The following is an 18,502-nucleotide window of genomic DNA, read 5'->3' as shown; positions in this document are numbered from 1 at the left end:
GGTCTTGACCGATGCCCGGATCATGGGCTCAATGGCTTCAAACGGTATGTTGCCCTGGCAGTACTGGCACGAAATATCCAGCAGCTTGGAGTAAGGGTTCGAGAGAAACAGCTGGCGTTGATTAAAAGACAGGAGAAGGTCAAGAGAGCTGCATAACTGTTGTATTTTTTGCAAGATTACTTCATGGCAGCGGGAGAGATCCGTCTAAAATTTGCTGATTACGGTTAATTTAAACCCCAGCAAACATTGCGGAGACCATCAGAGTGTTGGAACAATATCATGTGGGAATAATTCCCGAAATTAAATGAGCTGAAAAGGGGTTTTCGTTCTGTCACTAGATATATTACTCTTCATATTAAATTTAGTACTCACTAGGAGTCTGTCGGAGAATTGCTATTTTTTCTCAGATTAAGGCATTTACAGAAAATCAAGCACAGTCATATGGTTGATATTTCGCGCATTGATTATCTGTAAATAACGCAAAGATGGGGAAAAAGAGGTTTTTCCGACAGACTCCTAGCGGGCAGCCCTGACAAAGGCTTCAATATCTGCCTTCTTCTTTTAGCAGGCCATAGACAACGTGATCGAGATGCTTCCCATAAACGTTTTCGGCCTTCCGAATAATTCCCTCCTGCTGAAAACCCAGACGCTCTGGAATCGCACGACTTTTGTGGTTATCTACTGCGCAACGAATATCAATACGGTTAAGTGAATAATATGTAAAGCCCAGATGTATCAAATCCTTGAGGCTCTCTGTCATAATACCGTTGCCATTGTATTCCTGGCCAAGCCAGTAGCCGGCGTAGCCAATACCATTCACCTGATCAATCAGGTTATAGCCCAAGACACCAGCGATCTTGTTTTGATAAAAAATCGTCACGTGCAACGCTTCACCCTTTTGAAACCGCAACAGTTGCGTTTCAATAAAAACAAGCGTGTCTGAAGGGTTCACAATGGTGTCAAGCCATGGAAGCCATTGTTTAAGATATAGTCTGTTGTTATCAGTCAAAATAAACAATTCCTCAGCATATTGCGGTATAGACAGGCTGAGTTGTATTTCATTATTGAGCTTTCGAAAAAACATGGTGTCTTTTTGGGGACGTATCCGTTGAGTTGAATCGCAGAAAGTCGATTTTTATGGTCAAAGTACAAATTCCCGCTGATATATGCGGTCTTTCTCGTGTCTGTCCATAAATGAAGATTTTTGCTCACGTTGAGGTAAGCGAGAAACCAGACTCCGAAAAGACCGGTTATGGACAGGCACTAAACAGTCGAACGATAGTCTATGATCCGTCAGCCAGATTGTACCCATATGGTGCACAAATAAAGGCTTTTGGCTGCCGGGTTATGCCTTTCCATAACCCGGCAGCTGTTGCCTGGTAAGAGGTCACAGCGGCACCATATTTGCGTAATCGCGATTGCACAAATATGAAGCACTTGAAACCAGCTGCAATACTTATTTAAGTAAAAGCGAAGCCTTACCTTCAGTCCTTGATAAACAGCTCAAACAGGGTAAGCCCGATTTCCACCACTATGAGCAACACGATGTACCATTCCACCCTGAGACTTCGCTTGGCGTGCAGCAATTCCAACGAAGTCTGGGCTGTACGTGAGATAAGATCAAGTTTGCGAGCCAGAGCACTATCCCGCTCCTGTAATTCAAATTCATCCTCCAGAATTCTGTACAACCCTTCCAGCTCGCCATGATCCCAAAGAAGATCCGGTTTTTCGGTCACAGCAGCCCTGCCAACCATATCGTGCTCGGTCACAAGGGCATTTCCGATGGTCTGCAGAATTTTTCCATTTGTTCTCGGGCTGCGATTGGTTGCCAATTTTTCCGCTAAAGGTTCAACCTGATCAAAATTTCTTCTGATACGGCTCTCATAACTTGCTAGCAAAACAGAGCGTGCAATGACCTCGGCTAATATTTGCAGACGAGGCATGGAATCATCACTGAGGGCTATTTTTCCACCGACAACCCGCTCTTCCTGGCCAGAACGAATCAGCAGCTCAGCCTGTTCTTCCTCTCCACCAGATATGGGATCCTGTAAAAATCCAGACAGTGTCTGATCTATAAGGTGCTGCTGCTCTAATGGAGAAAGGTTAAAAAAGACAGCCACCCCATAACGAAACAGGGCAACCAGCCCGTCACCCTGCTGAAAAATAATTGGATTGCGAGCCAGGGCAGAGTCGGCGGGAAACTGACGGAGAAGAATCCGCCGGGCAATCTGCACTGCACGCACTGAAAATTCTTGAACACTGTCCATATCTAATCTGCTGTATGTGAAACCAAAAAGAGAACAGAAACTGAAGCTAAAGCTGAGCATTCACAGGCATCCAACGCTGCTGAGCAGTTCCATAAAAAAACACAATAACTACGATCCGGCATTGTACTACTCCTGGCAATTAGTTCATTAAAATACGACTGAAAATCAATTGCCGGCTGTGTACTTATTTATTTTCTCATCCTTCAACAGACCTCTTGATTTCAACCTGAATACACACGGCATTTCAATGGCATCCAGAATCACAGTATTTCTATCTTATTATTAGTCTAAAAAACACACACCACACCCACATCAAAACATACGAAGAGATATTTTGCGTCCCGGATCTGCTGCAAAATATCTTTGCGGCCGCCCCTGTCTCTGGAAATGACTTCTCCAGTTACACAATGCCCGATCTCTGTAACCAGAAATCAACACTGGTTACATGTATTCACGGCCTGTTACTTCAAGTCAACAGCCAGGCTCTTTCAACAACCTGTGGTTACACAAGATATCTTTACATACCAAAAGCAGACAACACATCAAATAACTTTACGTAATTACAATAAAAAATACACCTCTCGCATACCGATACCCTTGCTAAGGAACACGGAAAAAATACATATCAATCTTGCTTGTCCCTCAACTCGGTAACGTCGTCGCACCAATGGCTCAATACGGCCAGTGTGGAAACATTGGCGCTACGACGTTACCAAACCGATATTCTACGCAATTTTTGGATATGTATTATTTTCCGCGACCCTAAGAGCGACCTAGCCAGGATGTTGAGATCATTTGCCAGTTCTACGTATACCTCTACCAATATCTTGCATACACAGCTCTTTTCCAGGATGGAAAGACAAAGCACGGATGCACCAGATCATTCAGGGCCCTGCCCCAATGGAAAGAAACTGTTCCCCTTTTCAAAATGTCCGGCAGGAAAACAAGGAGGATATATGGGTATCACAAGTGCATTGTATTCCGCCATCAGTGGGTTACAGACGAATTCCCAGGCCATGACCGTTACAGGTAACAACATTTCCAACAGCAATACCGTTGGATTTAAAAGCAGCAATACGGTTTTTGCCGATCTGCTCTCAGCTAATATAGCGAGCTCCAGCGGCAATTCACAGGTCGGCAGAGGTTCTCAGATACAAACAGTACAAACAAACTTCAGCCAGGGTGGATTTGAATCCACTGAAAGCTCAACTGATATTGCCATAGAAGGCAGTGGGTTTTTCATTGTCAGCGATCCTCTGAGCGATACTGCATACTATACCAGAAATGGTAATTTCAGTTTTGATGAGGATGGCTATTTAGTGACCGCTGATGGATTTAGAGTACAGGGTTCTCTGTATAATGCTGAAGGTACCCTGAATGCAGGAAATCTCACAGATATCCAGCTGGATCTGGTTGCACAGATCGCTGCACAGCAGACAGATAACGTGACCCTGCAAACCAACCTGGATTCCAATTCCGATATTGTTGGCCCCTTTGATATTGCCACGCCTGACGATACTTCAAACTATTCCGCGACTACCACAATTTACGATTCCCTGGGTACTGCACATCAGGCCACCTGCTATTTTACGAAAACTGCAAACCAAACATGGGAATATAACCTATGCGTGGTCAGCGACGAGCTGGACCCGGCACAGGCAGGTGCGGAGGACCTGACACTGGTGGGTAATGGTGTCCTTACCTTTGACCAGGATGGTAATCTCGCCACCGGTGGCGTGGTAGTGTCCAATGCTCTTGTCTGGAATAACGGAGCCGACCCGACCCAGACCCTGACCTATACCTTTGAAACCACGCAGTTCGACAGTGAATCAGCGGTCTTCTCCCAGATCCAGGACGGTTACTCTTCCGGCGAGGTAAGCTCTGTGGACGTATCCAGCGATGGCGTTGTCAGCGCGGTCTACTCAAACGGAGAAATTGTTGAAGTAGCAATGCTCTCCCTTGCAACCTTTACCAACCCTGACGGGCTGGACAGTGCAGGTGGCAGCCTCTTCAGTGAAACAAGTTATTCAGGCACAGCCACCATCGGATACCCCGGCCCTTCCCAGGGAACTCTTGTAACCCAGGCACTGGAGCTCTCCAATGTGGATCTTTCAACTGAATTCGTGGACTTGATAACCATCCAGAATGGGTATACCGCAAATTCCAGGGTTATTACCACCACAGACGAAATGTTGCAGGAACTGCTCAATCTGAAACGTTAATACGGAGATAACAAGAATATGAAGACCTCTTTACAGACAGACCTGACAACATTGAATGAACTGCTTGTCCGCGAACGGGCAGCCATAACCCATCTGCAGATGCAAACCCTTGATGGTCTCCAGCAAAAGAAGGCTCAGTTGCTGAACAGGTTGCAGGAATATGATCAGCCTGTTGATGAGGAGACCAAGAAAATGATTCAGCGAATTCAAAAGAACAATGAACGTAACAGGGCCCTGCTCAAATCAGGTCTGGCTCTGTTGGCAGGCTTGCAAAAGAATGTCTTTCGTAAACTGGCCCTTACCTATGCAGCCCAGGGGAAAAAACTGCATATTGACAACGGACCAAGGATTCTTGAACGGAGCGCCTGATTATGGGAAACCTGATCACATCCCTTTATACCGGTGCCAGCGGTATCTTTGTCAGTCAGACTGCCGTACAGGTTACAGGCAATAATATCGCCAATGTCAACACTGACGGCTACACCAGACAAAGTGCAAATATCACCAGTGCCACTCCCCTTGAAGATGGCGGTCTTCAATATGGCACCGGTAGCTCGGTGGATACCATTGATCGGGCAGAAAACAGTTTTGTCATCAAACAACTGGTCGACCAGAGCGCAACCTATGGAGAGTATGAAGCATCTTCTACACCGCTCAGCAACCTGGAAGAGATTCTGGACATCAGCGATTCCAGCCTGGCCAGCGACATAGACAGTTTTTTCGATGCCTGGGAACAGTTGAGCAGTAATCCATCCGGATCCTCGGAACGACAGCAGGTAATACAGGAAGCCGTTAATCTGGCTGACAGATTTCAGGAGATCAACCAGCTCCTGAGCGAAGAGATAGACGACCTGAATACCTCTGTTGCGTATCTGGTTCCTGATCTCAATGAACAGCTGCAACAGATAGCAGATTTAAACAGTTCCATTATGCAGGCGGAGATGGGCGGTACCACGGCCAACACCTTGCGTGATGAACGGGACTTACTGGTTCAGCAGGTCAGTGAAACCATCGGTGCCACAACCTATCAGGATGAAAATGATATGGTCTGCCTGCAACTGAATAATGGTTTACCGCTGGTCACAGGGACGGTTGCCTCGACCCTTACCGTATCCAAGGTGGATGGTCTTATGCAGGTGGAAGTGGGCAGTCCGGTATCCAGTGGCTACCTGGACAGTGATGATGTGGGGGGCACACTCAAGGGCCTGCTGGAAGTCCGGGATACAGTGATCCCTGAACTTACCGACTCCATTGACCAGCTGGCCTATGAGCTGGTGAACGCTGTGAACACTGTACACACGACAGGTGTGGACCAGAACGGAAACGCAGGAACAGATCTTTTCACAGTGGTCGCTCCGACAAACCCGCTCGCCCCGGCATGGGAAGGGGCATCTGCATCCATCGAGGTCGCATTCACTGACAGCACCATGCTGGCTGCCGGAACAACCGGCCAGACCGGAGACAACAGTCTCACCCTGACAATGGTTGAATTACGGGAACAATCTTTAGTTAACGGCTCGACCTTCACCGAAGAATATGCACGCATTGCTTCCAAGGTGGGTCTGCTGGTCAGTGATAATGCGCAGAAGCTCGAAGTCAGTGAGGAGCGGCTGAATGAAATCAGCAACAATCGTGACTCCATTTCCGGTGTATCCACAGATGAAGAGATGGTGCTGCTCATTCAGTACCAGGCAGGATACCAGGCAGCCTCCAAATACCTGGCCACCATCCGGGATATGCTTGATGTCCTGATGCAACTGTAACAAAGTGGAACAATAATCCGGCAACGAGGTATATTATGATCATTACCCGCAACGCGTCTGCGTACCGAACCCTGCAGTACAATCTGAGCCAAAACTCCACGATGCTAAATGAACTGTACGTAAAAACCTCCACCGGCGTTGAGGTTGCTCAGGCTTCTGATAACCCTTCAGTGGTAGGTTCCATTGTCAGTGATCGCAGCGAACTGCTGAAAAATGACCGTTACGTCTCCAACTGTGAATTGGTGCAGGACAGCCTTTCCATGGCGGAAACCTATATGGATTCCGTTGAAGAGATCATGACCAGGGCCAAAGAAATTGCCATATACGGCGCCAATGACAGTCTTTCAGATACAGACCGTGATACTCTGGCAGAGGAGGTGAGCCAACTGCACCAGGAACTCCGTGATCTGGCAAATACCCAGATTGACGGAAAATATATTTTTGCCGGATATGAAGACGAAACCATGCCTTTTACAGGCGATCCGGTGGTCTATAACGGGACAAGCGATCACCAGATGATAGCTGTTGGGCCAAATGCCACTGCAGCGAAAAATGTCACAGGGGAAGAACTCTTCATGAGTCCGGTCAATCTTTTCACCACCCTGGATGATCTGGAAACTGCACTGCTGACCTACGACAGCACTACCATCTCCAACCAGCTTACCCCCCTGGAAGAAGCCGCTGAGCAGGTTCGGATACAGACCAGTCTGCTGGGAAACAACAGCGCACGTATGGATGACCTGATCTCGTTACATGAAAGCGCCTCTGTGCAACTGGAAGAAACCCTGTCCAGAAATCAGGATGCGGATCTCACCCAGGTATTATCGGAAATCACCAAAATGGAACTCTCTCTTGAAGCAACCATGCAGGTCACAGCACGTGTGGGCACCTTGAGTCTCCTTGATTACCTGTAAGGCGAGTAACCACTGACTGCATGTATTTCCACGATTTTTATACTCACGCAGTCTTGTATGCCAAACACTCTCACCTCGCCGCCTTGAAACAAACCCTTTTTACAACACACAGGTTGCTATTCTCCTTCACATCATGGATAAAAAACACTGTACAGGGAAGGACTTTGTCAACCTGCTTGACAGATACAGAACGAATGCATTATACCTTTTTGCATGAAAATGAAAATACACCCCGAACTCAAGAGACATTGGTGTTGGTGCATGAATTGAACTGTGCCAGCAGAATAATGTCCTAATATAAGGACTACAAAAACTGTCGGCATGCAATGTCCCGACAGTTCTGTCTTCTTAAGGGCTGTCGGAAATCATTCCGACAGCCTTTTTTTATTTGTATCTACTCACAGAGGCGAAGCGACAAGCTCGATTAACTCTTGTATTTGTAACTGGTTGCAGGATGCTTGATATCTCTGCGAACATACCGGCGCAGCGTATAGAATCATGCATAAGCCAAACTGATCGTAGAGAGAAAGAGAGCCCTGTGAGCAGTTACTTTTATTTTCAATTACTCATACAAAAAGGACGCAGTCATGAGCCAAGATTACGCACACTATCCAAAACAATACCCTGACCAAACCGGCCATTTCGGCCAATACGGGGGTTCATATATCCCGCCTGAGCTTCAGGTTGAGATGGATAAAATAACAGATGCCTATCACGTTATCTGTAAAACACATAGCTTTATCGAGGAGCTTCGCTCCATTCGAAAACATTACCAGGGACGCCCTACCCCTGTATTTCACGCAGGCCGTTTATCAAAAATGTGTGGTGGAGCCCAGATCTATCTCAAACGTGAAGACCTTAACCATACCGGAGCACATAAACTCAACCATTGCATGGGTGAAGGTCTGCTTGCCAAGTATATGGGAAAGAAAAAATTAATCGCTGAAACCGGAGCAGGACAACATGGCGTTGCCCTGGCAACCGCTGCAGCCTACTTTGGCCTTGAATGCGAAATCCACATGGGCGAAGTGGATATTGCAAAGGAAGCACCGAATGTTACCCGAATGAAGCTGCTTGGTGCTACAGTGGTTCCTGTTTCTTTTGGCCTGAAAACCCTCAAAGAAGCCGTTGACTCAGCCTTTGAAGCGTATCTTAAAGATCCGGTGAACTCCATTTACTGCATCGGTTCAGTTGTAGGCCCACACCCTTTTCCAATGATGGTGCGTGATTTCCAGAATATCGTTGGTGTTGAATCAAGAGAACAATTTCTTGATATGACCGGCAGCCTGCCTGATGTGGTTTGCGCCTGTGTCGGTGGCGGCAGCAATGCCATGGGTATTTTTTCTGGCTTTATCAATGACCCGGTACAACTCATTGGTATAGAGCCAGGGGGCCGTTCTTTAAACCTGGGAGACCATGCGGCCACTGCAGCCTTCGGCAAACCAGGACTCATTCATGGATTCAAGTGCTACCTGCTCCAGGACGAAAAGGGTGATCCTGCTCCAGTGTATTCAATAGCCAGTGGTCTGGATTATCCAGGCGTGGGTCCGGAACACAGCGCTCTGAAAGATGAGGGCCGCATCAGCTATGAAATAATAAACGACCTGGAAACCCTGGACGGATTTTATACATTAAGCCGTGTGGAGGGAATTATTCCAGCTCTTGAAAGTGCACATGCCGTTGCTTACAGCATGAAACTTGCCCGCGAGATGAAACATGGCTCCATTCTGGTCAATTTAAGCGGCCGAGGGGATAAAGACCTGGATTTTGTGACCCAAACCTATGGATTCAACATGAAAGAAGCCAGAAGCAGGCTATGATTTTCAGAAAATGTGTACACGTTGCGGCCTTGCCCGCATTTGCCATGATTTTTTTGAACGTCATTACCAACGAAATTCAGCTGCATTTGCTTGAGCATTTGTAACCAGCTCTCATGGTGCGTGTGACGCACCCTACGCTCCGGGTCCATGCGAAAGGTGTTGCCAGGTTCTTTTTTTTTGGATTGTGGCAGGAACAGAAGAACGTATACAGTACATCCCTTGGCCATTACCGGAGTTCAAAAGTAGGGTGCGTTATACGCACCATATAAAGAAGTATGGCTAGATATAGTTGATAGTCACATTTTCAAAAATATTTCTACCCAGTTGAAATCATAACGCTTACCAAACATGATTGAAAAAACTCACCCTACTGGGGTGAGCGCATGTTACAGCATTTGCTTTGTTTCCGAGCAATACGCGTTCGGCAAACTATATGAAAAGAATGAATATTTTCTAAACATCATTCTTTTTCTCTGAAAAAATATCACAATATCAGCTTGTTGCTCTTCACATTTCTTCAGCATGTGATACTCTTGATATAGAATTGCCGTAACCGTTTCACCAGCTCCCCGTCCCTATCAGGCCTTATCGCAGAGCCAGCCATAGCGAAGAGACCTGCTTGAACGTACCTAGAGCACAGGATAAACGGTTACTGTTATCGGGAGAGGCCTGTTTTCAACCCCGGTCAGCTGTTACGAATTGCCCAATCGTCTTCCATATCCCCATCCTAGGTGTGCCAGGAGGTTGTTGCATGCAGTTACCAAGCAGTGTTTCGTTGCGATTCAAAATTCTTGGACTGAGCATCCTGCCGGTTATCCTTCTTTGTCCCATCTTTTTAACCTTGTATCACTCAGGCATAGAACGGCTGAAAAATGAACGTAACAGGGAAATGGGCGTCGCCAACACCATTGCCCTGAACAGTGTGCTAGATCAGCAAAAAATCCATCTGGATAAATCCCTGACAAGCGTACTTCTAACCGACGAACTGGTCAGCTTTGCCCTGAACCCGCAAAACAAAACAGCACGCATGATTCTGGAAGGATTGTATCTTTCCATGGCAGAAGAGGAGATAGCCCGTTTTTCTGTCTATTCCGCAGATAAAAGGTTACTTTTGGAGCAGCTGTCTGAAGGCCTGCCCAGGCGTCCTCAAATTCTCCCGCCAGAACTGCATCAGGTATTCAATCAAAGTGCGGCTGATTTCGCTTTTCATCACTATTTTCGCGGCACAGAGGCGGGAATGCAACCAGGCCCCACCGAATACTGCATGTTATCCAGTATAACAAATGATGACGACGAACTTGCTGGCTACGTTGAGCTTTCAATTCGCTCCAGTCGCTGGACACAAAACATTGCTGAATTAACGGGCTACAAGCTGTTTCTGTATGATCCTGTTTCGCATACCATAAGCATAGCTCAGGACCAGGCACTCTCTGACACACTCATCGCAGAACTTCCCAAGGACCTGGAACAACATTCTTTTATTGCCATACAAACCTCGAACTCCCATTTTCTGGCAAACAAACTTTCCCTGCATGGTGTTGACGGCAATACAGTGGGCAACCTGTTTATCGTTGCTGATGAAACGGAATTTATAGCCAAAGAACAAAAACGCTGGGCCCTTGCCATTGGCCAGATTACCGTGGTGGTTGTCCTTATTCTCGGGCTTGCGCTGCTTTTTGTCAGTCGTAATATTTCCCGCCCCATTGAACAGATTATTCCCTTTGCAGAAGCACTTTCCCGCGGGGATGCATCCACAACCCTGAACATCAACGCAAAGGCAGAGATTGGTGCCATGGCATCGGCACTCAATACCATGGCACAGCATATCCGTGAACGTGCCAATCAGGCCAGGGAAATTGCCGGAGGCAACCTGACAGTTGATATAACCCAGGCCTCAGAAAACGATATACTGGGGGAATCCCTGCAGGCGATCACCCGAAATCTGGGGCACGTTATCGAACAGATTCAAGAAAACGCAAAGAGTCTTGTAAACGTAGCAGGACAGGTTACCGAACTTTCAGGTGCACTTCAGGAATCTACCCATACCCTTAACAAACAAAGCCAGAATATGGGAAATGCATTTGCGAGCATAGAGCAGAGCCTGGGCATTGTTGTGGATTCCACGGAAGAGATGTCCACGTCGATCCGGGAAATAAGTCGCTCAAGCAACGAAAGCAATGCAACCACCCTGGAGGCAATGGAATTTTCCTCATCAACCTCCACAATAATGCATAAACTCAGCGAAGTGGTTGCCGACATCAGCAAGGCAAATCAAGCTATCTCAGATTTTGCCGATCAAACCAATCTGCTGGCACTCAATGCTACCATCGAGGCGGCCCGTGCCGGAGATGCAGGCAAAGGTTTTGCCGTTGTGGCTACCGAAGTAAAGGAGCTTGCCCATCGAAGCCTGGAAACAGCTAAGAATATCAATGCAGATATCACGAATATCGAGCAGATAAGTACCAAAGCGGTAACCAGTACAGATTCCATAGGTGAGGTCATTACCCTGGCGAGTCAGGCAGCTCAGGGTATTGCGGCAGCGGTGGAAGAGCAATCAGCTGTGGCTGTTGACATTGCAGAAAACATCACCAATGCCCATGGCCTGATCACCGGTTTTTCCAGCAGTATGGATGAGCTTGGCCAGGTAGCTGCTGTCACAGACAACACCACCGCATCGCTGAACGCATCAGCTGACCAACTGGTCCGCATGGCTGAAGACCTCCAAAAGAGTATTGAAAGGTTTAAGCTGTAATGTATGTATTGAGGCCAAATTCTCATTGCTCTTATCTCTGGCATATAACTGATTCTGGAAGAGAGACTCTTGCTGTCGTTTGGTAACGTTGTCGCTTCAATGGTTCCATACTGCTCGTATTGAGACATTGACGCGACGACGTTACCGAGTTGAGAGACAAGCAAGATTGGATAATGTATTTTTTCCGCGCCCCTTAATCCTTTCCATTCATCCAAGGAGATGCATCTATGAAACACATCAGGCAAAGGCACGTTGTATCAGGCTGTTTCCTCTGCATTATGAGCCTCTTTTTCTGCACTCTTTGCGCAATAGCCCAGGAAGTAGACAAAGGGAAAATACCTGTTGATCAGCTTGCATCAGAATACACGCAACTTCCTTGGGGTTCGCCGATATGGGATGTGGACCAGGCAATCCAGCAACTTAAAAAAGGAGAAAATATTCTCTGGGTCGACACCAGACCTGAAAGCTTCCTGGCCAAGGGAACTGTACGGGGAGCAGTGCTGCTCACCTACAATAAAGCAGGCATGGCTGAAAACACCCTGACCCAGGACTCGCTGGAAGGAGCTCTGGCAGCAGCAGGGTTGAACAAGGATGTCGCCACCATAGCATTTTTCTGCCAGGGGCCAAAGTGTCATCGCAGTTATAATGCGACCTACGTTGCTGTTACAGAGTGGGGTTATAAACCGGAACAGATAATCTGGTTCAGAGCCGGATATCCTGACCTTCAATCAGCGGTCAAGGATTCCCCTAAATTAAAACGAAAAGCGAAAAAATATCTCAGTGACCAGGGCGTAAAACAGCTGTAGTGGACGTCTATAAAATCCAAATAAAAAGCAGATGCTGTAAAATTTTCTCGCCCGCCAGCGTAACGTTTTGAGCATCCCTGAAAACCAGACTGTTTTTCAGGGATGCTCGACAAATGCTATGAATCTAACCTCCCAAACCCTATCGTCCACCTCCTGCACGTCAAACCTGCAGGGAAGAAACTTTGTGATCACGTCCATATTAGTCAGAGCATGAGCTGTTAAACCACTGGTTCGAAACCTGTCTCCCCCTGCCAATGCCATGGGAATCAATAATTGGTCAGCGAGATATGGGCCAACAGGAGCTCCTGAAGCCAGATAGCGCTGCACCTCTTTAACCACTCGGCCTGCAACTTTTTCCGCACTGATATTTTTCTCTCCAAAACCGGAGAAAGTCTCTGTCAGCTCTTCAGATCGTACATACAGGGCAAGATAATTGCCTGGTCCGTACTTATCCAACTGACACAGCTCCACTTGCTCTTCTGCCAAGCCAAGACGACGCTGGACAACATCCATTTCCCGTTTGGCAATATGTCCTGGCAATTCCGCACAAACACCCCTGGCTGAAATTTCAACATCTGAACGTTGATCCAGGACAATGGGCTGTAATCGCTTGGGTGGTTGTATCTGTATCAACATACGCCCACCGCCTGCCGGATAAAAGCCAGGTCGATCAAGCTTCACACCCGCCTCCACCCCCATTTTGCTCAAAACCGGTAGAAAGGTGTTGGCCAGATAATCATAGGGCGGCGCCATGGGATTATGCGTACCCCCTTCAAGGATAACTTCTGAGGCTCCGTCAGCTACCATGAGGGCGGGTAAAATCGCCTGCAGCACAAGCGTACAACTCCCCGCTGTGCCTATGGAAAAATGGTAGTTTCCCGGTTTAATTATACAAGGGCAAAACTCCAGTTCAAGACCGCCGACTTTCGCTCCGCGTACCTCAGCCTCACCTATTTGTGTTGCAGCCTGGATGGCGGTCAGGTGTTGCCGCATGATGCCAGGTTTACGCCGCCCTGCCCGTATATTTGTTATGGTAAAGGGTTTCCCTGTTACCAGAGAAAGCCCAAGGCAGGTCCGTAACACCTGCCCTCCCCCTTCCCCCAGGGAACCATCTATTTCTACAACCTCTTGCGTATTGGATGCATTTTGCATACTGCTAACCTTTTATTACAGCCAGCGGCTTCAGACTGACCAATATGTCCACCAGGTCGGTCTGGTTTGCCATAACCGTATCAATATCTTTATATGCGCTGGCAGCCTCATCCAGGTCTCTTTTTGACCTCAATCCATGAATGACGCCCAACTGATCCAGCCTGTTCTTTTCCTGCTCTAAATTCAACAATTTCTGAGCCTGCTTTCTCCCCATGAGACGCCCGGCCCCGTGACTGCAGGAACAATAGCTTTCCGGATTTCCTTTCCCCTGTACAATATAGCTGGTAGATCCCTGGGAACCGGGGATAATACCGATTTCCCCTTGCCTTGCACTTGTTGCCCCTTTCCGGTGTACAATCACGTCCTCACCAAAATGATGCTCCTGGGATGCATAGTTATGGGCAATATTGATCATGGGATCGAACGACACCGCGCCCATTACCTCTGTCAGGCATTCTTTTATTTTTTCCATCATCAGGGTTCTGCTGGCCAGGGCAAACTCAACGCAGTATCGCATCTCATATATATAATCCCAGGCATGCTCGGTATCCAATGGAAGAAAAGCCAGTTCCCACTTCTTTGGTATCTGGCTATGCCACCGCTCATTGAGTTTCACTGCCAGCTTATTGTACATGGTCGCAACCTTCAGACCGAGATTTCGGCTTCCTGAATGGACCATCAGCCAGATGTGGCTGTCATCCCCTTTCTGGATCTCGATGAAATGGTTCCCGCCACCCAGGGTTCCCAGTTGTTTCAGGGCCGCCTGATATTGCTCCAGCACTTTGGATTTCTTTACTTTTTCCACAAGAGCAAGATCAGGCATCAACGCTTCTTCCCTGGCCCTCTTATGGTGCTTAAACCCAAGCGGTATCCGGCTGCGAATCCCTGTCTTTTCCCTCTCTGATCCCAAAACCTGTTTGAGCTGCTCGCTGGAAATATCCGTCAAGGATGTCCTCACTGCACACATTCCACACCCGATATCCACCCCCACAGCATTTGGTATAACCACGCCCTGGGTAGCCAGCACGCCACCTATGGGCATACCATATCCGCAATGGGCATCGGGCATGATGGCCACATGTTTAAATGTAAAGGGCAGGTTGGCCAGATTTTTAGCCTGTGCCAAAGCACTGGGTTCCATATCATCCAGCCACATTTTTATGGGTTTCTGCTCTGTACTGATAACCTGTTTCATATCTCTATCCTTTCTATCGAGAAGGACCCTGTGCCCTTCCATTCATGCTCACTGAAAATATATATCCAGCTGTAGTTTTCATTGGTAACTGCTCACAGTGAACCTGATCTTTCCACGATCAGCCTGGCTTACATATGACCCAAAACGCTGCGTCAGCCTGTGTGTTCTCAGGCCCCTGTAACCAGTTACAGGTCAGAGGTAAGTTAAAATAGGGAGTTACTTTCATTGTACAATACAGCAGATCATGTGCCAGAAAAAAATATTATCGAAGAAAAGCACGTAACATGCTGTTTTAACATAGCTTTACACAGCAACAACAATCCTGCCACTTCAATTTTTGAAGTCTTCACCTTTCAAACAGATAGATTTATCGCTATAATCTAGAAAATTTTCTATACATATATGGCGCACCTATGAGTAAAAATATTGTCATCGGCCTGCTGGGCTCCACACTGGATAATACAGGAAAAGGTTCCAAACGTTGGGAGCGCTGGCGTCCCACCGTATCACTCTGTCAGCATGAAGATTTTCTTATAGATCGATTAGACCTGCTCTATCAAAAAGAATTCAGGGCACTACTGAACAGAACCATTAAAGATATTCATACCGTCTCTCCGGAAACCGAAATCGTGCCCCATGAGATAACCATGCACAATCCCTGGGATTTTGAAGAAGTCTTCAGCGTTCTCCACGATTTCAGCATGGAATACTGTTTTGAACAGGAGAATAATTATCTTGTTCACATCTCCACAGGCAGCCACGTGGCACAGATCTGCCTGTTTCTGCTCACAGAGGCCCACTATTTCCCGGCCCGCCTCATCCAGAGCGGCCCCGGACGTGGACGTAACAGCCTTGCTCCCGGAACGTTTTCTCTTATCGATCTGGATCTGTCCAAGTACGATCACATAGCCGGCCGCTTCCAGAAACTGCAACACGATGACATATCACTCCTCAAATCAGGCATCCAGACAAGGAATACAGCCTTCAACCAACTCATTGCCAGAATCGAGCGGGTTGCCATTCGCTCTGTGGACCCTATCTTGCTTACCGGTCCCACTGGAGCAGGCAAGTCACGGTTAGCTGATCGCATATATCAGCTGAAAAAACAACGCACACGGCTCCAGGGCCCACTGGTAGAGATCAACTGTGCCACTCTGCAGGGTGACAACGCCATGGCAGCCCTGTTCGGCCACACTTCAGGAGCCTTTACAGGAGCCACAGGACCACGGGCAGGCCTGCTCAAAACTGCTGATCAGGGCATGCTCTTTTTAGATGAGATAGGAGAACTTGGCCTTGACGAGCAGGCCATGCTGCTCCGTGCCATAGAGAAAAAACAGTTTCTTCCTGTAGGGGCAGACAAGGAAGTTACCAGCACTTTCCAATTAATATGCGGTACCAACAAAGATCTGCCACAGGCATGCGCACAGGGAAAATTTCGTGAAGATCTGCTGGCCCGAATTAATCTGTGGACATTCCACATGCCAGGATTACGTGACCGAAAGGAAGATATTGAACCAAATTTTGATTATGAACTGGACAAGTTCAGCAGCAGGACAGGACGGCGTGTGACCATCAATACAGAGGCAAGAACCACATTTCTTTCATTTGCGACTTCTCCGGTTGCTGCATGGAAGGCAAATTTCAGGGATCTTGGCGGTGCAGTCACCCGCATGGCTACCTTGGCTCCGGGCGGGCGCATTACGATTCAGCAGGTCAAGGAGGAACTACAAACTCTGCAACAGGGATGGACATACAACAGAGACGATGAAGACACCAATGACCTGGTAATCCGTATCCTGGGCACAAAAAAGGCAGAGCAGATCGATGACGTTGACAAAGCCACCCTTACCCACGTACTGAAGACCTGCCAAAATTCTTCGACCCTTGCAGAGGCTGGTCGCAGACTTTTCAATGTTTCCCGAATGCACAAACGAACCAGTAACGACACAGACAGACTCAGAAAATATCTGGCCAAATACGACCTTGACTGGCAGCAAATACAGCGGATACTGCCAAAAGATTGAAAACTCACCCATGCGGCTGTAGCCCCCTGCCAGATATGGAAAGAGATATCCTTGGGAAGAATGCTAAAGCTGTACAGATCCGCGCCAGAAGTGTCGTTTGAGCAACCAAAAGCGACGTAACTGAACACAGGCGCTTCATATTTATACAAGCGCTATTTTACGCAGGTAAGAGACCAGCGGGAAACTCCACGGTTTGCCTGTGATCACTCACCTCCGTTTTCAACATATTGTCTTGCAAGATGCAGAAGAGTTTCACGGGAGTTGATCGTTTCACTCTGCTCTAAGACCTGCTCCAGTAGATATCGTTGGATCTCACCGATATTTGGCCCAGGGGAAAGGTGCAACTCTTCTATCAGTTCACCACCGGAAACAGCGAGCGAAGTAACAGTTAACGGAACCTTACTGTTTCGGATTGTATCAACATGAGCAACCATAGCTGATATTTCATCATCATTGTATGGCTGCTTTTTCCTGTTGGCAGCTCTGTCAGCAATACGAAGTCCCAGAAACTCCTCAAAAGTGAGATTCCGTTCAACAAGCTTTTTAAGCAATCTCCTCATGCCCTTATCTGAGATATCCCTGATATTGGCCATGTGCACAGAGACAAGATTCGTAATCCTGCTTATCTCCGCATGCGAAAATTTCAGAGCTTGCAGCTCCTCAGTAATAAAGCCAACCCCAATGGCATCGTGGTGAACAAAGCTACCGTCCCCTCTTCTGGCATAGGCGGCTGGCTTCCCTACATCATGGAGATAAGCAGCCAGCCGTAAAATCGGGTCTTCACTGCCGGCAGCATCTCCCGCAAGCATCAGGTGGACAAAAACATCTTCAAGATGATGTTCACCGTGTGGATGATCGACGCAACTATCCATTGCAGGGAAAATATACTTTAAAGCATCTATCGAGTGCAGCGCAGAGAAAAAGAGCGATGGCTGCTCAAGCTCCATTGCTTTCAGGACCTCCAACCGGATTCGCTCAGGTGCGACATCATCTCGGACAAGATGGGCGTTTTCCTCAAGAACAAATCTCGTTCCAAGGTCAAATTCGCCTTGAAGCTTTGCCAGGAATCGACAGGCCCTGATTATCCTGTTGGGATCTTCCAGAATACGTTGCTGTGGATCTCCCACAAAGCGGATGATCCGCCTGTTCAGATCACTCCGCCCGTTGTGCTCATCAACGATTTCACCTGTAAGTTCACAATACGCCATGGCATTGACAGTGAAATCACGGCGACTGAGATCCTCCTTGATGGAGTCAGCAACGTGAACCGTACAGTTTTTGTCTCCGATACCGTGGTGTCTGTCGTGCCTGAAGGTGGCGACTTCATACCCGTCCACCAGCACAACTCCGAATGACTTGCCAATGATCATCACGTTGCAGTCCTTAAACAACTCCATAATCATTTCCGGAGTGGCCGCAGTGACGATGTCAAAATCCTTTGGTTCACAGCCAGACAACATATCCCGTATTCCACCACCTACAAGATATGTGTCGTGGTTGTGATCACAGAGTCTTTTGATTATTTCCAAGTGATTTTCAACTGTCATAGTCCTATCCGGCGTGCTGGTTATCAAACCTCAAAATCCC

13 protein-coding genes and 1 pseudogene are annotated in these 18,502 nt (G+C 47.6%); 9 read left to right on the top strand and 5 right to left on the bottom strand.

Annotated elements, in window-relative coordinates; translation table 11 throughout:
- Nucleotides 1-156, top strand: a pseudogene (locus G493_RS34555) (ISNCY family transposase); the annotation flags it as partial.
- A gap of 385 nt (nucleotides 157-541) precedes the next feature.
- On the opposite strand, the gene G493_RS0125890 reads toward G493_RS34555, so the two are convergent.
- Both G493_RS0125890 and G493_RS0125885 read right to left on the bottom strand, forming a co-directional pair.
- A complete protein-coding gene (locus tag G493_RS0125890) occupies nucleotides 542-1,084 on the bottom strand; it encodes a GNAT family N-acetyltransferase (RefSeq protein WP_028582670.1) in 543 nt (180 codons plus the stop codon).
- A 400-nt stretch (nucleotides 1,085-1,484) separates the two neighbouring features.
- Entirely contained in the window at nucleotides 1,485-2,267 is a 783-nt protein-coding gene (locus G493_RS0125885; protein ID WP_028582669.1) for an RMD1 family protein, read from the bottom strand.
- 956 nt (nucleotides 2,268-3,223) lie between these two features.
- Here G493_RS0125885 and G493_RS0125880 point away from each other — a divergent pair.
- The 7 genes from G493_RS0125880 to G493_RS0125845 all read left to right on the top strand — a co-directional run bounded on the left by G493_RS0125880 (nucleotide 3,224) and on the right by G493_RS0125845 (nucleotide 12,544).
- Entirely contained in the window at nucleotides 3,224-4,489 is a 1,266-nt protein-coding gene (locus G493_RS0125880; protein WP_028582668.1) for a flagellar hook protein FlgE, read from the top strand.
- A gap of 18 nt (nucleotides 4,490-4,507) precedes the next feature.
- Complete coding sequence (locus tag G493_RS0125875; protein ID WP_028582667.1) at nucleotides 4,508-4,858, top strand: hypothetical protein; 351 nt, start codon at nucleotides 4,508-4,510, stop codon at nucleotides 4,856-4,858.
- Nucleotides 4,859-4,860: 2 nt separating this feature from the next.
- Nucleotides 4,861-6,252 (top strand): flagellar hook-associated protein FlgK, encoded by a 1,392-nt coding sequence (gene flgK, locus G493_RS0125870; RefSeq protein WP_028582666.1) that lies wholly within the window; start codon nucleotides 4,861-4,863, stop codon nucleotides 6,250-6,252.
- A gap of 35 nt (nucleotides 6,253-6,287) precedes the next feature.
- Entirely contained in the window at nucleotides 6,288-7,166 is an 879-nt protein-coding gene (gene flgL, locus G493_RS0125865) for a flagellar hook-associated protein FlgL (protein ID WP_028582665.1), read from the top strand.
- A 587-nt stretch (nucleotides 7,167-7,753) separates the two neighbouring features.
- On the top strand, nucleotides 7,754-8,986 hold the full coding sequence (trpB, locus tag G493_RS0125860; RefSeq protein ID WP_028582664.1) for a tryptophan synthase subunit beta: 1,233 nt from the start codon (nucleotides 7,754-7,756) through the stop codon (nucleotides 8,984-8,986).
- A 751-nt stretch (nucleotides 8,987-9,737) separates the two neighbouring features.
- Nucleotides 9,738-11,738 carry a methyl-accepting chemotaxis protein gene (locus G493_RS0125850; protein ID WP_028582663.1) on the top strand — a complete coding sequence of 667 codons (2,001 nt, stop codon included), beginning with the start codon at nucleotides 9,738-9,740 and terminating at the stop codon, nucleotides 11,736-11,738.
- 227 nt (nucleotides 11,739-11,965) lie between these two features.
- Nucleotides 11,966-12,544 carry a rhodanese-like domain-containing protein gene (locus tag G493_RS0125845; RefSeq protein ID WP_028582662.1) on the top strand — a complete coding sequence of 193 codons (579 nt, stop codon included), beginning with the start codon at nucleotides 11,966-11,968 and terminating at the stop codon, nucleotides 12,542-12,544.
- A gap of 96 nt (nucleotides 12,545-12,640) precedes the next feature.
- On the opposite strand, the gene rtcA is transcribed toward G493_RS0125845, so the two are convergent.
- Both rtcA and G493_RS0125835 read right to left on the bottom strand, forming a co-directional pair.
- Entirely contained in the window at nucleotides 12,641-13,696 is a 1,056-nt protein-coding gene (gene rtcA, locus G493_RS0125840) for an RNA 3'-terminal phosphate cyclase (RefSeq protein ID WP_028582661.1), read from the bottom strand.
- A gap of 4 nt (nucleotides 13,697-13,700) precedes the next feature.
- Entirely contained in the window at nucleotides 13,701-14,891 is a 1,191-nt protein-coding gene (locus tag G493_RS0125835; protein WP_028582660.1) for an RtcB family protein, read from the bottom strand.
- 413 nt (nucleotides 14,892-15,304) lie between these two features.
- On the opposite strand from G493_RS0125835, the gene rtcR reads away from it, so the two are divergent.
- The gene (rtcR, locus tag G493_RS0125830) at nucleotides 15,305-16,915 is read left to right on the top strand and encodes an RNA repair transcriptional activator RtcR (RefSeq protein ID WP_028582659.1); all 1,611 of its coding nucleotides are present in this window, start codon (nucleotides 15,305-15,307) and stop codon (nucleotides 16,913-16,915) included.
- A gap of 203 nt (nucleotides 16,916-17,118) precedes the next feature.
- Here rtcR and G493_RS32815 read toward each other — a convergent pair whose 3' ends face one another.
- Nucleotides 17,119-18,462, bottom strand: coding sequence for a CCA tRNA nucleotidyltransferase (locus G493_RS32815; protein WP_051309982.1), 1,344 nt, complete (start codon nucleotides 18,460-18,462; stop codon nucleotides 17,119-17,121).
- Nucleotides 18,463-18,502 lie beyond the last annotated feature (40 nt).

The sequence above is a fragment of the Desulfogranum japonicum DSM 18378 genome, assembly GCF_000429945.1.
Classification (GTDB): domain Bacteria; phylum Desulfobacterota; class Desulfobulbia; order Desulfobulbales; family Desulfobulbaceae; genus Desulfogranum; species Desulfogranum japonicum.
The sequence above is the reverse complement of the archived record's forward strand: the minus strand, read 5'-3'. Positions and strand labels throughout refer to the sequence as shown.